The sequence below is a fragment of the Lentzea miocenica genome (genome assembly GCF_033949945.1).
GTDB lineage: Bacteria > Actinomycetota > Actinomycetes > Mycobacteriales > Pseudonocardiaceae > Lentzea > Lentzea miocenica.
The window spans coordinates 70,020-84,445 of record NZ_JAXAVW010000023.1 but is presented as its reverse complement, the minus strand read 5'-3'; the positions used below and the strand labels follow the sequence as shown (position 1 = coordinate 84,445).

Annotated in this window: 16 protein-coding genes; 14 read left to right on the top strand and 2 right to left on the bottom strand. The window is 68.8% G+C overall.

Annotated elements, in window-relative coordinates; translation table 11 throughout:
• Positions 1-499 precede the first annotated feature (499 nt).
• From SK803_RS27065 to SK803_RS27035, 7 genes are all read left to right on the top strand, one after another.
• Entirely contained in the window at positions 500-1,612 is a 1,113-nt protein-coding gene (locus SK803_RS27065) for a TadA family conjugal transfer-associated ATPase (protein WP_319968921.1), read from the top strand.
• Positions 1,606-2,376 (top strand): type II secretion system F family protein, encoded by a 771-nt coding sequence (locus SK803_RS27060; RefSeq protein ID WP_319968920.1) that lies wholly within the window; start codon positions 1,606-1,608, stop codon positions 2,374-2,376. Before SK803_RS27065 ends, SK803_RS27060 begins: the two co-directional genes overlap by 7 nt.
• Positions 2,373-2,900, top strand: coding sequence for a type II secretion system F family protein (locus SK803_RS27055; RefSeq protein ID WP_319968919.1), 528 nt, complete (start codon positions 2,373-2,375; stop codon positions 2,898-2,900). Before SK803_RS27060 ends, SK803_RS27055 begins: the two co-directional genes overlap by 4 nt.
• A 29-nt stretch (positions 2,901-2,929) precedes the next feature.
• A complete protein-coding gene (locus tag SK803_RS27050) occupies positions 2,930-3,091 on the top strand; it encodes a DUF4244 domain-containing protein (protein WP_319968918.1) in 162 nt (53 codons plus the stop codon).
• Between the two features lie 10 nt (positions 3,092-3,101).
• A complete protein-coding gene (locus SK803_RS27045; protein ID WP_319968917.1) occupies positions 3,102-3,401 on the top strand; it encodes a TadE family type IV pilus minor pilin in 300 nt (99 codons plus the stop codon).
• Positions 3,398-3,823 carry an Rv3654c family TadE-like protein gene (locus SK803_RS27040; protein ID WP_319968916.1) on the top strand — a complete coding sequence of 142 codons (426 nt, stop codon included), beginning with the start codon at positions 3,398-3,400 and terminating at the stop codon, positions 3,821-3,823. The genes SK803_RS27045 and SK803_RS27040 overlap by 4 nt, the downstream gene beginning before the upstream one ends.
• Before the next feature lie 196 nt (positions 3,824-4,019).
• The gene (locus SK803_RS27035) at positions 4,020-4,640 is read left to right on the top strand and encodes a bifunctional DNA primase/polymerase (protein WP_319968915.1); all 621 of its coding nucleotides are present in this window, start codon (positions 4,020-4,022) and stop codon (positions 4,638-4,640) included.
• A 440-nt stretch (positions 4,641-5,080) separates the two neighbouring features.
• Here the strand turns inward: SK803_RS27035 and SK803_RS27030 are convergent, their stop codons facing one another.
• On the bottom strand, positions 5,081-5,848 hold the full coding sequence (locus SK803_RS27030; protein WP_319968914.1) for an aminoglycoside adenylyltransferase domain-containing protein: 768 nt from the start codon (positions 5,846-5,848) through the stop codon (positions 5,081-5,083).
• 31 nt (positions 5,849-5,879) lie between these two features.
• On the bottom strand, positions 5,880-8,117 hold the full coding sequence (locus SK803_RS27025; protein ID WP_319969000.1) for a DEAD/DEAH box helicase: 2,238 nt from the start codon (positions 8,115-8,117) through the stop codon (positions 5,880-5,882).
• A 275-nt stretch (positions 8,118-8,392) separates the two neighbouring features.
• Between SK803_RS27025 and SK803_RS27020 the strand changes: the two genes are divergently transcribed.
• The 7 genes from SK803_RS27020 to SK803_RS26990 all read left to right on the top strand — a co-directional run bounded on the left by SK803_RS27020 (position 8,393) and on the right by SK803_RS26990 (position 14,396).
• Positions 8,393-10,702, top strand: a complete 2,310-nt coding sequence (locus SK803_RS27020; RefSeq protein WP_319968913.1) for a sodium-translocating pyrophosphatase — start codon at positions 8,393-8,395, stop codon at positions 10,700-10,702.
• Positions 10,703-10,766: 64 nt separating this feature from the next.
• Positions 10,767-11,339, top strand: a complete 573-nt coding sequence (locus SK803_RS27015; protein ID WP_319968912.1) for a hypothetical protein — start codon at positions 10,767-10,769, stop codon at positions 11,337-11,339.
• Between the two features lie 29 nt (positions 11,340-11,368).
• Complete coding sequence (locus SK803_RS27010; RefSeq protein ID WP_319968911.1) at positions 11,369-11,938, top strand: hypothetical protein; 570 nt, start codon at positions 11,369-11,371, stop codon at positions 11,936-11,938.
• An 84-nt stretch (positions 11,939-12,022) separates the two neighbouring features.
• A complete protein-coding gene (locus SK803_RS27005; RefSeq protein ID WP_319968910.1) occupies positions 12,023-12,628 on the top strand; it encodes a hypothetical protein in 606 nt (201 codons plus the stop codon).
• On the top strand, positions 12,625-13,215 hold the full coding sequence (locus SK803_RS27000; protein ID WP_319968909.1) for a hypothetical protein: 591 nt from the start codon (positions 12,625-12,627) through the stop codon (positions 13,213-13,215). Before SK803_RS27005 ends, SK803_RS27000 begins: the two co-directional genes overlap by 4 nt.
• Before the next feature lie 5 nt (positions 13,216-13,220).
• The gene (locus SK803_RS26995; protein WP_319968908.1) at positions 13,221-13,775 is read left to right on the top strand and encodes a hypothetical protein; all 555 of its coding nucleotides are present in this window, start codon (positions 13,221-13,223) and stop codon (positions 13,773-13,775) included.
• A gap of 48 nt (positions 13,776-13,823) precedes the next feature.
• Positions 13,824-14,396: a hypothetical protein gene (locus SK803_RS26990; RefSeq protein WP_319968907.1), complete on the top strand. Its 573-nt coding sequence runs from the start codon at positions 13,824-13,826 to the stop codon at positions 14,394-14,396.
• The last annotated feature ends 30 nt before the right edge of the window (positions 14,397-14,426 follow it).

Sequence of the window (14,426 nt, the reverse complement as noted above, 5' to 3'; positions counted from 1 at the left end):
CGCGGCCATGACTCGCTTTCTGCTCCACCCGGTCAGGTCTCTGCGCTGCGGGATCCCTTTCGTGGCAGGGAGGCGCGGTCATGAACCGCGTTCTTCCCGAGCCCGCCTGGTCTCGGTGCCGCCGGATCCTGTTCGTGCGGAAGGAACCGTGCCCGTGACGCTGCCATCGATGCCGGCGTGCCCGGTCGCTGGGCCGTGGATCCCGTCCGCAGCTAGGGAGGCGCGGCCATGACCCCACCCCGTTCCAGAGCACGCCCGGCTCCTCCACCGCGAGACCCCTCGCAGGCAAGGGAGAACGCGGCGGTGACCGTCCTCCGCATCTTGGGGCGAATGGTGCGCAACCTCTTCGTCTACGGCCGTCCCTTCCCGCCTCCCTTCGTCTTCAAGAAGGAGCCACCGGCATGAGCCGCTTCCTCGTCTGGTGCCACGAAATCTGGCTTCGCCTGACCGGCCGCGAGATCACCTACGGCCGTCACGCCCAACGCCCGGAGGCCGCCACGTGACCTCTGGCCTGATCGATCGCGTCCGCCACCGCCTGGCCGGCGCGGACATCGAGATGACCGCGGCCGTCGTGGCGGACGCGGTCCGGTCCGAGGCGGGCGGCGTGCTGGCCGACTCGGACGTCTTGGAAGCCCTCCAAGTTCTTCGCCAGGAGTTCAGCGGCACCGGGCCGCTGGACCCGCTGCTGGCTGATCCCGGCACCACCGACGTCCTGGTCACGGCGCCGGACCAGGTCTGGGTCGACGGCACGGCGGGCCTGCGCCGCACCACCGTCACGTTCCCCGACGAGGCCGCTGTCCGGCGCCTGGCCCAACGTCTGGCGGTGGCGGCGGGAAGGCGGCTCGACGACGCCTCGCCCTGCGTTGACGGCTGGCTGCCGGGCAGCGGGGTCCGGTTGCACGCGGTGCTGCCGCCCATCGCGGACCGCACCTGCCTGTCCCTGCGTGTGCTCCGGCCCGCTACCCACGATCTCGCGGCACTCCAACGGCTTGGCACGTTCGACGCCGAGATCGCTGAAGTTCTGCGCACGATCGTCCGCACCCGCAAGGCCTTCCTGGTGATCGGCGGCACCGGGTCTGGCAAGACCTCGCTGCTGTCCGCTCTGCTCGCATGTGTTCCGCCGGCAGAACGCATCGTGTGTGTGGAGGACGCGGGCGAGCTCGACCCGGATCATCCGCAGTTCGTCCGGTTGGTCGCGCGGCCGCCCAACGTGGAGGGCGCAGGCGAGATCACCGTGCGATCGCTGGTGCGGGAGGCGCTGCGCATGCGGCCGGATCGGATCGTCGTGGGTGAGGTGAGAGGGGCGGAAGTCCGCGAGTTGCTCACCTCGCTGAACACCGGCCACGAAGGCGGCGCCGGAACTCTGCACGCCAACTCGCCGGCCGAGGTTCCGGCGCGGCTCGAAGCGCTGGGTGCGTTGGGCGGGCTCGACGCGCAGGCGTTGCACAGCCAGGTAGCTGCCGCGGTGCAACTGGTCTTGCACATGCGCCGGGACGGCAACACCAGGTATCTCAGCGAGATCGGGGCGTTCGTGCGCAACGAGAAGGGGCTGACTGTCCGTCCTGTATGGACGAAAGACGGCGGGTGGCACGAGAAGGAGTTGCTGTGCTGAGCCTGCTACTGCTGGCGACCGCGTTGCTGGTGTGGCCCCAGCTCAAGCCCCTCCGCAGGCTCAGACCTGCAGGCAAACGGGAAATCGTCGTGCCGCGGTACATCTGGTTGGTCGTGGTGGTCGCGGGAACCTACCTGGTGGCAGGGATCGGCGGACTCGTAGCCGGAGCGTTGCTCGCTGCCGTCATCTCTCGAATCCTCAAGCAGGGAAAGCGAAACCGCGCGCTCCGGGCGGCGACCGAAGCGCTCAGCAACGGTCTGGGTGGCGTGGTCGACGAGCTGCGGGCGGGCGCCCATCCCGCCGCCGCGGCGGAGGGTGCGGCCCAGGACACGCCGGCGCCGGCGGGCGAGGTGCTGAAAGCCGTGGCGGCCACCGCGAGGTTGGGCGGCGACGTCGAGCGGACGCTGCGGGACCTTCGCCAGCCGTTGCTCAGGACCGCGGTGGATCAGCTGGCCAAGGCGTGGCACGTGTCGGCGAAGCACGGTGTGGCGTTGGCGGATGTTCTGGACGCCACCAGACGCGATCTCGATCAGCGGGCGGCGTTCGCGCGGCAGGTGCACGCACGGATGGCGGGTCCGCGAGCCAGTGCGGCGGTGTTGGCCGGGTTACCGGTGTTCGGGATGTTGCTGGGCGAGCTGAGTGGGGCCCGGCCCACGCGGATTCTGCTCGGCACCGCGGCGGGACAGTTGTTGCTGGTGCTCGGGGCGATGTTCCTGGCGGCCGGGCTGTGGTGGACGAAGCGGATCACGGAGGTGGAGCCGTGACGTTCCTCCTCCTGGCGTTGGCGATCCTCGTGGTTCCGGTGCCGCGGAGAGCGATTGATCGGTTGCGGTCCAAGGCGCACGACCCGCCGCAGGACGAAGCCGAACGCACCGGGTCGTTCGAACGGGCTGCCGCTTGGGACCTGCTGGCCGCCTGCCTCGAGGCCGGGTTGCCGGTGCCGACGGCGATCCAGGCCGTCGCGATGAAGGAGCTGAGCCAGGTCGCGGAGCTGCTCCGGCTCGGAGCGGATCCGGTCACCGCGTGGGCGCCCGCGCTGGATCGGCCGGAGACGGCCGCGCTGGCCAGGGCGGCGCGCAGGACCGCGCGGTCAGGGGCCGCGCTGGCGCGACAGGCGGCTGAGCTGGCCGAGCGGACCAGGGCCGAGGCGACGAACGAGGCCGAGGCGAAGGCGCAGAAGGCCGCTGTGGCGGTGGCGGCGCCGCTCGCGCTGTGCTTCCTGCCCGCGTTCCTGTGCCTTGGCGTCATGCCGGTGGTGCTGGGACTGGCCGATCAATTCCTCAACTGACGGATTTCTCTGCTGACAAGGACGAACACATGGAACTGCTGAACGACGACAGCGGCATGAGCACGGTGGAGTACGCGATCGGGACGCTGGCGGTGGCCGCGTTCGCCGGCGTGCTGTACGCGCTGGTCACCAGTGACTTCGTGCAGAACCTGTTGCAAGGGCTGATACAGCGTGCGCTGTCGTCGGTCTGATGACAGCGGCATGGTCACCGTGGAGGCGGCGATCGCCGTGTGCGCGTTGCTGGTGGTCATGGGGTTGGCGGCGGCCGGGCTCACGGCGTTGGTCGAGCAGATGCGGTGCGCCGACGCGGCACGGGAGGCGGCGCGGCTGGCAGCGCGAGGTGAACGGCAGCGCGGGGAGGAGTCGGCCGGGGAGGTCGTGCCGGGAGCGACCGTGGTGTTCCAGGTGGAAGGGGATGCCGTCCGGGTCGTCGTCCGCAAGCGGGGGCCGTTGGGCTTGCCGCTCAGCGCGCAGGCGTTCGCCGTCCTGGAGCCGCGATGAACGGCGAACGGTCGGGTTGCGACCGGGGTTCGGCTGCGGTGAGCGGTGTCGTGGCGATGTTGTTGCTGATCATCGTCACGGTGGCCGGTGCGCAGGCCGGTGCGGCGGTCGTCGTGCGGCACCGGGTGACCGGTGCGGCCGATTTGGCGGCGCTCGCGGCTGCCGCGCGTCTCAGCGACGGCGATGAAAATGCTTGTGAGCAGGCAAAACGAGTGGCGGAAGCCAATCGGTCGACTCTCGAACGCTGCACGGTGAGCGGCTGGGAGGTGGTTGTGGAGCTGTCGGCGATTACGCCGTTCGGCCCGGTGAGCGCGAGGGCCAGGGCAGGTCCGGCCGAAGATCGAAGCGTTTGGAGCACGACGAGCGGTCGACTCGCAGCGGTGAGCGGACTCACACCGCCGCCAGGACATGCTGAACGGTGATCGAACCAAACGTGGACAGTTCAGTTGCTCGGTCTGGCAAAGGGCGTTCGCCGTCTCGTAGCTACCAGTTGTCGAGCGGGGGTTACGGAGGCCGGTGCCGGTGTCGTTAGTTGTAGTGGCGGCACCGACGCGGTGTCTTACGAAAACCGACACCTTGTCGATGTCGAGTCAGAGCCTAGGAAGAAGGCGACGAAAGATGGATTGGTCGGACAGCTGGCGCGGGGCCTTCCGCATCGAACTGCGTGCCGAGGCGATCAGCCTCGCGTACCGCGGTTGGCCCGTACTGCCCGGCACCTACCCGGCCGGTTCGGAGCAGGGCGTCACCCAGTGGGCGGGCCGCAGCGGGCTCGAGCTCCACGGCCCCATCCCGGTGCACCGCGACTGGGTCGACCGCATCGGGACGCGTCCCGAGCAGGTCGCCACGTGGTGGGCGGGTCGCTCCTACAGCCTTCTCGTCGCCACCGGCCACGTGATCGACGCGATCGAGGTCGGTACCGACCTCGGCCGCCGCGCGGCCGTCGCACTGCGCTCGATCGGTGTTCCCGTGCCGATCGCGGCGACCCCGTCCGGCCGGTGGATGTTCCTGGTGAAGTCCGGCTCGAAGCTCAACGCCGAGCTGGGCAACAACGCGGACGTCCACCTGTACGGCAAGGGCGAGTCCATCCCGCTGCCGCCCACCCCGTTGGCGCACGGTGTCGTGCACTGGAGGGTCAAGCCGTCGATCTGCGGCTGGAACCTGCCGGACGCGCACATCGTGCAGGACGCACTCGTCGAGGCGCTCCACACCCCGGCGGGCTACCAGCTGGAAGCCGCTTGACAACTACAAAGCCCGGCCGTGCTGGGTGTCGTCGTGGACTCTCCCCGACAACCCCGAAGGCGATGCCCTGCACGGCCGTTCCAACCCAGCCCGATCCGATGTCGGTCTCCGTACCCCGCTTTGGGAGACCGCGCAGGTGAGGGCGAAAAGCCGAACACGCACCCCGAAGGACAGCCTCCCGCAGCACGACCGGACCGAGGAACGTTAGTGGCAGGGCGCCAGCTCTGCCGCGGTCGGTGAAGCCGGCTCCTCCCCGGAGTTCGTCCCAAGACAGTCGACACCGTCGCCTCCCGCGTGTCCTGTCGAGACGAACAACCAGATTCCACCGATGTTCCAAGGGATCCGGTCGAGCAGCGGTAGCAGGCGGGAAAACAGTGTTCGGCACGTGGAGAGGGCGCGTCGCGGGTACCCGTGAGCCTGCGACGCGCCCCCACGAAAAGTCAGAAACGCTCGGCGTAGGTAGCGAAAGCGCGTGTCGCCTCCATGCTTCCCGGGCGAGGTACCGCGTCTGCGTCCCAGCCGAGATCGCGGTCCGCCAAGACTTGCTCGATCAGCGGGTGCCACCGCTGATCGAGCACATTGAGTGCCCAGAGAAGGGCGCCGCGCTTCGACTCCACCTCTCCCGTGTGGATGGTGTAGAGCGTGCGGCAGTACGTCGAAACGATGTAGCGCTGAGTCCAGGCATTGCCCATCGGCGCCCACTCCTCGATGCCGGACAGCACATGCGGCAGTTCGGCGCGCATCGACGACCGCAGAACGTCCGCCGGGACCTCGTCCACCAGCGAGGTGATCGGCGGGCCGTCCAGCACGATGCCGTGGTTGCGCAGGATCCAGCGGGCGTGTGGTGAGTTGCAGTGCAGGTCCCACACCAGAGTTCGGGTGCCGTGGTCGTTGAACAGCCACGGAACTCCGAGGCCCGCCACCGAGCGCAGCGACTCCACGTCGGCGTACGAGCCCTCGATCTCGGTCGACCAGTGGCCGGGACGGGTCGGGATCTCGTCGTGCAACCGCCGCAACCCCGCCTCACGGTCGCCGGACGGCAACTCGGTGCAGGCGACGATGAAGTCGCAGTCGCTGTGGATGTCACCGGCGCCCAGGGCGAACGAGCCCTGGACGTAGGCGCCCACGTAGGTGGGGCCGAGGATCTCGCGGACCGACGAGACGAAGTCGGCGAGCAGTTCGTTCAGCTCGGGGAACCGCGTGGGCATCCAAAAACCGTAGCGAGGCGCACGACCACCGTCAGGTGATTTTGCTCAGCACCACGTCCAGCACGAGCACCGCACCGGCCTTGTCCAGCGGTTCGTTGCCGTTGCCGCACTTGGGCGACTGCACGCAGGACGGGCAGCCCATCGGGCACGAGCACGCGCTGATCGCCGACCGCGTGGCCGAAAGCCACGCCCGCAGCGCCGAGTGGCCGCGGTCCGCGAAGCCCGCGCCGCCGGGGTGACCGTCGTGCACGAAGACCGTCGGCATGCCCGTGTCCGGGTGCACGGCCGTCGACACGCCGCCGATGTCCCAGCGATCGCACGTCGCGAACAACGGCAGCAGCCCGATCGCCGCGTGCTCGGCGGCGTGCAGGGCGCCGGGGATCCGTTTGCCCTCAACACCGGCGGCGACCAGCAGCGACTCGTCGACGGTGTACCAGACGGCACGGGTCCGCAGGCTCTGCTCCGGCAGGTCCAGCGGGATCTGGTCGAGCACCACGCCGGACGGCAGCCGGCGCAGGTAGCCGACGACCTGCGTGGTCACCTCCACCTCGCCCAGGCACACCGACACACCACCGAAATCGGTGCGTTCGACCTCGCGCACCACGGTGATGTCCACGCAGTCACGCGGCTGTGTCGTCCACTCCGGGTCCTCGCGGTGCACCATCGCGAGGCCGCTCTCCAGGTCGAGCTCGTCGACCACGTACGCCCGCCCCTGGTGCAGGTAGACGGCACCGGGATGCACCTGCCAGCAGGCGGATCCGGGATCGACGGTGCCGAGCATCCGGCCGGAGTCCGACTCCACGACGGCTACCTGGTCACCGCCGGAGCCGCGGATGTCCACCCCGGCGTGCGGGCGGTCGTGCGACGCCCAGTACCACCCGGCCGGACGCTTGCGGAGCAGCTTCTCGGCCACCAGCTCTTCCAGAACGGCCTCCGCGAGCGGTCCGCCGAAGTCGTCCAGACACGCCGGGGTCAACGGCATCTCGGATGCGGCGCACGCCAGCTGCGGACCTAATACATAGGGGTTCAACGGATCCAGCACCGTCGCCTCGACGGGCCGGTCCAGCACCGCGGAAGGGTTGTGCACCAGGTACGTGTCCAACGGGTCGTCTCGCGCAACGAACACCACGAGTGCGCTGTCACCGGACCGGCCCGCGCGACCCGCCTGCTGCCAGAACGATGCCAGGGTCCCCGGGAAACCGGCCACCACCACCGCGTCCAGCCCGGCGATGTCGACGCCGAGCTCCAGGGCGTTCGTGGTCGCGACGCCGAGCAGATCGCCAGTGGACAGCGACTTCTCCAACGCGCGCCGCTCTTCGGGCAGGAACCCGCCCCGGTAGGCGGCCACCCGAGGAGGCAGTTCACTGTCCACTTCGGACAGAATGCGCTGGGTGCCCATGGCGGTCAGCTCGGCACCACGGCGTGAGCGCACGAAGGCGAGCGAGCGTGCGCCCTCGACGACCAGATCGGCGAGAATCCGCGACGTCTCGGCGCCGGCCGACCGCCGGATCGGCGCGCCGTTCTCACCCTCCAGAGAGGTCAGTGGCGGCTCCCACAGCGCGACGGTCCGCGAGGCGCGCGGCGAGAAGTCGTCCACGACAGCGGAAACCGGCACACCGAGCAATCGCTGCGCGGAAGCAGAAGGATCAGCCACAGTGGCCGATGCCAAAACGAAGATCGGATTCGCACCGTATTTGCGCGCCACTCGCCGCAACCGCCGCATCAACAACGCCACGTGCGAACCGAAAACACCGCGATAGGAATGGCACTCGTCGATCACCACGTACTTCAGCCGGCGGAAGAAACGCAGCCATTTCGGGTGCTGCGGAAGGATTCCGCGGTGCAGCATGTCCGGGTTGGTGAAGACCCAGTTCGCGTGCGCCTTGACCCAGTCGCGTTCGGCCATCGGGGTGTCCCCGTCGTAGGCCGCCGCGCGCACGCCCTTGATCCCCAGCTCGTCGAGCGAGCGGAGCTGGTCCGCACCAAGGGCTTTGGTCGGTGACAGGTACAGCGCCGTCGCCTTCGTGTCCGCCAAAAGAGTGGAAAGCACGGGCAACTGGTAGGCAAGTGACTTGCCCGACGCGGTGCCCGTCGCGAGCACCACGTGCTGTCCGGACCACGCGAGCGACGCCGCCTCGGCCTGGTGCCGCCACGGCTCGCGCACGCCGATCTCGGTGAACGCCGAGACCACCGGCTCGGCGGCCCACGAGGGCCATTCGACGTGATCAGCCTGCCGCAACGGCAGATCGCGTGCGTGGGTGAGAGGCATCTCACCGGCGGGTACCCCGGCCAGCACGCGGTCCAGCAACCGCCGTCCCTGATCCACCACGACCCGAGCTTCGCACACGGCACCGACACTTCCGGCTGGGCCGTGCTCGACTTCCTGCGCAGATAACGGTGTGTGCACGGATCGGGACAGTTCGTTGCCCCGTTGCAAGTACCCCCTAGACTCCCCGCTCATCGCATCCAATGAGGGATGCGTCACGTCGCGCTGGGCGGCTGGACTGCCTTGGCGCTGCACATGGCAACTCACCAGGAGGACGGATGTCCCGGCAATTCCTCGCGGAGAGCCTCGAGCTCTCCGGGGGTGATCGCGGCGTCGTAGCCGTGGTCGCCGTGGTCGCCCTGGCTGCTCTCGCCGTCGGGTACGTGCTGCTCAAGGAGGTGCTGGCCGCAGGCCAGGGCACCCCCAAGATGCAGGACATCGCCAAGGCGGTTCAGGAGGGCGCAGCGGCCTACCTCAACCGGCAGTTCCGCACGCTCGGCATCTTTGTCGTGATCGTGTTCGTACTGCTGTTCGCGCTACCGGCGGATGATTTGGCCGAACGAATCGGCCGATCTTTGTTCTTCCTCGTCGGTGCCGCGTTCTCGGCGACTATCGGCTACCTGGGCATGTGGTTGTCCACGCGCGCCAACGTGCGTGTCGCCGCCGCCGCGAACGAAGAAGGCGGTCGCGAAAAGGCGACGCGCATCGCGTTCCGCACCGGTGGTGTGGTCGGCATGACCACGGTCGGTCTCGGCCTCTTCGGTGCCGCGCTGGTCGTGCTCGTGTACGCGGGTCAGGCCCCGAAGGTCCTGGAGGGCTTCGGTTTCGGCGCCGCGCTGCTCGCGATGTTCATGCGTGTCGGTGGTGGCATCTTCACCAAGGCCGCCGACGTCGGCGCCGACCTGGTCGGCAAGGTCGAGCAGGGCATTCCCGAGGACGACCCCCGCAACGCCGCCACCATCGCGGACAACGTGGGTGACAACGTCGGTGACTGCGCCGGCATGGCCGCGGACCTCTTCGAGTCCTACGCCGTCACGCTGGTCGCCTCGCTGATCCTCGGCACCGCCGCGTTCGGTGCGCAGGGCCTGCTGTTCCCGCTGATCGTCCCCGCGATCGGCGTGCTGACCGCGGTCATCGGCGTCTACACGACGAAGGCGAAGGCGGGCGAGAGCGGCCTCACGGCCATCAACCGCTCGTTCTACATCTCCGCGGTGATCTCCGCGGTGCTGTGCACGATCGCCGCGTTCGCGTTCCTGCCGAGCTCCTTCGCGGACCTCAACGGCATCAGCGACTCGATCAAGGCCACCAGCGGCAACCCGGCGCTGATCGCGTCCGTCGCGGTGATCATCGGCATCGTGCTGGCCGGCGTCATCCTGTGGCTGACCGGCTACTACACCGGCACCGAGCACAAGCCGGTGCAGGAGGTCGGCAAGACCTCGCTGACCGGTGCCGCCACGGTGATCCTGTCCGGTATCTCGGTCGGTTTCGAGTCCGCTGTGTACACCGCGCTGGTCATCGGTGCGGCTGTGTACGGCGCGTTCCTGCTGTCCGGTTCGGTCGTCGTCGCACTGTTCGCGATCGCGCTGGCCGGTTGTGGTCTGCTCACGACCGTCGGTGTCATCGTCGCGATGGACACCTTCGGCCCGGTCTCGGACAACGCGCAGGGCATCGCCGAGATGTCCGGTGACGTGCACGGCGAGGGCGCGCAGATCCTCACCGAGCTCGACGCGGTCGGCAACACCACGAAGGCCATCACCAAGGGCATCGCGATCGCGACCGCCGTGCTCGCCGCGACGGCGCTGTTCGGCTCCTACCGCGACGCGATCGAGCAGGCCATCGTCAAGGTCGGCAACGTCGCGGGCGACCTGCCCGTGTCGTTCACCAACCTGGTGTTCAGCCCGAACATCCTCGTCGGCATCACCATCGGTGCGGCCGTCGTGTTCATGTTCTCGGGCCTCGCGGTCAACGCCGTGACGCGTGCCGCCGGCGCCATCGTGTTCGAGGTGCGCCGTCAGTTCCGCGAGAACCCGGGCATCATGGACTACTCGGTCAAGCCGGAGTACGGCAAGGTCGTCGACATCTGCACCAGGGACTCGCTGCGTGAGCTCGCGACTCCGGGTCTGATGGCCGTGCTCGCCCCGGTCGCCGTCGGCTTCGGCCTCGGCGTCGGCCCGCTGGCCGGTTACCTCGCGGGTGCGATCGCGACCGGCACGCTGATGGCGGTGTTCCTGGCCAACTCCGGTGGTGCCTGGGACAACGCCAAGAAGCTGGTCGAGGACGGCAACCACGGCGGCAAGGGCTCCGACGCCCACGCCGCCACGGTCATCGGCGACACCGTCGGCGACCCGTTCAAGGACACCGCCGGCCCCGCCATCAACCCGCTGATCAAGGTCATGAACCTGGTCTCCGTGCTGATCGCGCCGGCCATCGTCACCTTCTCCATCGGTGACAACGCGTCCGACCCGATCCGGATCGCGATCGCCCTGGTCGCGACCCTGATCATCGTCGGCGCGGTGGTCGTGTCGAAGCGTCGCGGCACCGCGATCGCGGACACGCCCGCGGAGAGCGTCAGCAACGGCGCCGCGTAGTTCCGCCCTCGGTCGGGGTACGTTCGGGTTTCCCCCCGACGTACCCCGACCGAGGAGTTACGACATGAGGCTCAGCCTCGTCGCCACTGCCGTTGTCGCCGCCGCCTGTGCGCTGGCCGGGTGCACCAATGGCGGCAACTCCGGCACTTCATCGACGCCCACCAGCGGCGCGGCCAGCCCCGAGGCCGTCGCCTACATGGACAAGGTGTGCGGCGCCGCCTCCGAGTTCGCCAAGATCGAGAAGACGGCCCCCAAGCTCGACGCCGACTCCACCAAGCTCAAGGCCGAGATGGCCGCCTACATGGGCCAGCTCGCCGACGCCTTCACCAAGTCCGCGGAAGGCCTCAAGAACGTCGGCCCGTCACCCGTCGCGGGTGGCGACGAGGCCGTCAACAAGATGGCCGAGACGTTCACCTCGCTCGGCGCGGTCTTCGCGGACGCCAAGACGAAGGTCGAGCAGGCCGACGCGAACAACGCCACCGGTGGCATCCAGGCCGCCGGAGAGGCCATCGCCAAGCTCTCCGAACTCGCTGACCCGCTGCGGGACCTCAAGGCCAACCCGGAGCTGCAGAAGGCCACGCAGACGGCATCCAAGTGCCAGGAGATGCAACGCCTCAACGTCACGCCGACGAGCTGAGCGAGGCGGTCCGGAGTAGCTTCCGCGCCATGCGTCGCACAGTCATCGCGCTCCTGACGGGCCTGCTCGCGCTCACCGCGTGCAGCACCGGAGGCACAGGCTCCTCCACGTCCTCGGCACCGGCCAGCGAGGCCGACGTCGTGGCGTGGATGGACAAGGTCTGCGGTGCCGTCGACGGCACCGTGAAGGCCATGTCGGACGAGCCGAACATCGACATGACCGACCCGTCCAAGCTCAAGACGGGCCTCTCCGAGTGGCTCGACACCTTGGTCACCGCGGTAGACAAGTCGATCGCGGACCTCAAGGCGCTCGAGAACGGCCCGCACCCGAAGTCGAAGGAGCTGGTCAGCACCGCAGAGGAGGGCATGGGCCAGATCAGGACCCTGCTCGGCGACACCCGGTCGAAGGTGGACTCGGCCACCGACTCGACCCAGGTCGTCACCGCCTTCACCGAGATGGTCACCAAGGCCGCCGCGCTGGAGGGGGCCGGTGCCGAGGTGCAGAAGAAGCTCACCGAGACGGGACTCGCGCAGGCCGCTCAGAAAGCGGGCAACTGCAAGGGCCTGGCGGTCGTTCCCACCTCCCCGCCGACTACCTGACGAACCCCGAAACCTGTCTGGCCGGATCGCCCGAACGTGTACCGTTCGGCGGTCCGGTTCGACCTGTCCTGGGGGATTTTCACCGTGAACGCACGTTTGAGATTCGTTGCCGCCTGCGCTGGTGCCGCTCTTGCCCTCGCGGGGTGCTCCAACAGCGCCGCGCCGTCCACGCAGAGCACGGCACCCACCACCACGTCCACCACTCCACCTGCCGCCGACCCGGTCAAGTGGGCCGGCGCGTTCTGCAGCGGCACCACGCCGGTGCTGCTGGGCGTGGTCGAGCTCATCACCGTCGTCGGCACCAACTCCGGCAACCCCGTCGCCCTCAAGGAGGGCATGCTCAAGATCCTCGACACCGGCTCGACGTCGCTCGCCGCCGCCGAGAAGAAGCTCAAGGACGTCGGCGCGCCCGGCCCGGAGGCCCAGGCCCTGCACGACGAGCTGGTGAAGCTGTTCGGGGAGAGCGCCAAGGAGTACAAGTCGGTCGCCGAGCAGGTGAAGAAGATCGACGCCAACGCGCCGGACTTCATGGACCAGGTCGAGAAGATCGGCGGCGACTCGGCCGACCCGTCGAAGTTCTCCGACCAGATCAAGAAGCTCGACGCCGACCCGAAGTACAAGGACGCCATCGCGAAGGCGCCCGAGTGCACCGAGATGCGCACCAAGCTCGGCAAGCTGCTCGGCCAGTGACGAACTTCCGCCTGATCGCGGCCGTGCTGAGCGCGGCCGCGATCTCCGCGTGCGGCACGCCGCCGCCCGCTCCGATCCAGCAGGCCGCACCGACGACCACTACGACGGCGGACGTTCCCGGCGCCGATCCAGCGGCGTGGTTCGACGCCTACTGCGGTCCGATGGGCGTTGTGGAGATCGCCCGGCGGGAGATCCAGGGCAAAGCCGCACAGGGCATGGGTGCCGTGAAGGACGCGGTGGTGCGCTGGGCCTCGACAGCCGCGCTGTCGGATCGCAAGATCGCGGACGACCTGGAGAAGCTCGGCCCACCGGGTTCCGGCGTGCAGAACCCCCACGAGCGTCTGATCAAGGCGGTGCGTGAGCGGGCCAAGGGCTTCGAGGAGGCGTCCACGAGGTTGAGCGCGCTGGCGGCCGACGACGTGTTCCCTGAGCGGTACGAGCAGGTCATGGCCAGCAGTGGAACGGGTGCGGGTCGCGAGAACGCGGAACTGATGTTCAAGCAGATCGTGGGGACCCCGAAGTACGCAGAGGCGTTCCGCGCGAACAAGGTGTGCGCGGACTGGCAGGCGATGGCCGGAGCAAAATAGCCCGGATGAGGACACGTCTGCTCGCTGCCCTGCTGACCGGTGCCGTCGTGCTGACCGCCTGCGGTTCCGACGCGGACAAGCCGATCACCGACACGCAGCGGCAGTGGGTGGACGCGTTCTGCGGCGGTGTGCTTCCGGGCCTGGAAGCAGGCCTTGACCTGCGCAAACAGGACCCGGCGAACGTCGCCGCGGTCAAGGCCGCGTACGTCAAGCTCGTGACGTCCAACGCCACCGCGTTCACCGGTGCGGAGAAGAAGCTGAAGGAGCTCGGCGCGCCCGACGACGAGCTCAAGAACGTGCACGAACGGCTGGTCAAGTTCGTCACGGAGTCCGCCAAGTCGTACGGCGACGCGCAGGCTCCCGTGCAGGCGCTGGAGCCCAACGCCCAGTTCCTGGAAAGCGCCGAGAAGGTGCTGGCCGACACGAACGTGGTGACCAGTCCGGAAGACCTCCGCGCGACTTTCCAGGAACTGCAGAAACGACCGAAGTACGCCGACGCGCTGGGCAGGTCGGCACCCTGTTCGGAGATCAGGTCGAAGGGGCAGCAGCTCGGTCAGTAACAACTGTCCCACTGGCCACAGTCGAACGTCTGTTCTACCCTGTGGGCCGTGGTTGGGCAGCTGTCCTTCTTCTCGGCCGAGGCGCGCACGCCGGCCAAGGCGGACCTCGCCGGCTTCCTCTGCGGGCCGGGGCAGGCCGTCAGCTTCGCGCGCGGTACAGCCGCGCGCGTCTACGTCGAGCTGCGCGACGAGTGGCGTCACCGGCCGCTCAAGCAGGCCTGCACCGAGCGCGGGGTCACGACGGAGCTGTGCGTCAACGAGGCAGGCACGCACTTCGTCCGCACACCCTTCCGCACCGACCTCACCCCTCTGGCCGCCCGCTGGCTGGACGGATCCGTCAAGACCGTGCCACCGGACTTCGAGCTGAACGGAGCAGTGCTGCGGGTCTGGGCGCTCGCCGCGGGCAGCTGGATGGAGTCCGCGTACCTGCTCGGTTTGGACCCCAACGCACCGCAGACACACGAACCATTGCAAAATGCCCTGCTTGCGTCGGGACTTCCGTGCACCCTGGTAGGGGCTCCCGCGTTGCGGGTAACCGGCCGACGGAGGCTGGCACGGCTCGCTGAGCTGGTCGGAAGCCCTCCGCACGGAGTGGCGATGAGCACCTGGCCGGCAGCCTGAGCGGGCGGTCAGGCAAGGTTGTGTCACTCT

Bases quoted from the DNA above. Each gene is read 5' to 3' on its own strand.
- SK803_RS27050 (WP_319968918.1), top strand. From the start codon at position 2,930: ATGGAACTGCTGAACGACGACAGCGGCATGAGCACGGTGGAGTACGCG.
- SK803_RS27010 (WP_319968911.1), top strand. From the start codon at position 11,369: ATGCGTCGCACAGTCATCGCGCTCCTGACGGGCCTGCTCGCGCTCACC.
- SK803_RS27025 (WP_319969000.1), bottom strand. From the start codon at position 8,117: ATGCCTCTCACCCACGCACGCGATCTGCCGTTGCGGCAGGCTGATCAC.
- SK803_RS27020 (WP_319968913.1), top strand. From the start codon at position 8,393: ATGTCCCGGCAATTCCTCGCGGAGAGCCTCGAGCTCTCCGGGGGTGAT.
- SK803_RS27030 (WP_319968914.1), bottom strand. From the start codon at position 5,848: ATGCCCACGCGGTTCCCCGAGCTGAACGAACTGCTCGCCGACTTCGTC.
- SK803_RS27015 (WP_319968912.1), top strand. From the start codon at position 10,767: ATGAGGCTCAGCCTCGTCGCCACTGCCGTTGTCGCCGCCGCCTGTGCG.
- SK803_RS27045 (WP_319968917.1), top strand. From the start codon at position 3,102: ATGGTCACCGTGGAGGCGGCGATCGCCGTGTGCGCGTTGCTGGTGGTC.
- SK803_RS27040 (WP_319968916.1), top strand. From the start codon at position 3,398: ATGAACGGCGAACGGTCGGGTTGCGACCGGGGTTCGGCTGCGGTGAGC.
- SK803_RS27035 (WP_319968915.1), top strand. From the start codon at position 4,020: ATGGATTGGTCGGACAGCTGGCGCGGGGCCTTCCGCATCGAACTGCGT.
- SK803_RS26995 (WP_319968908.1), top strand. From the start codon at position 13,221: ATGAGGACACGTCTGCTCGCTGCCCTGCTGACCGGTGCCGTCGTGCTG.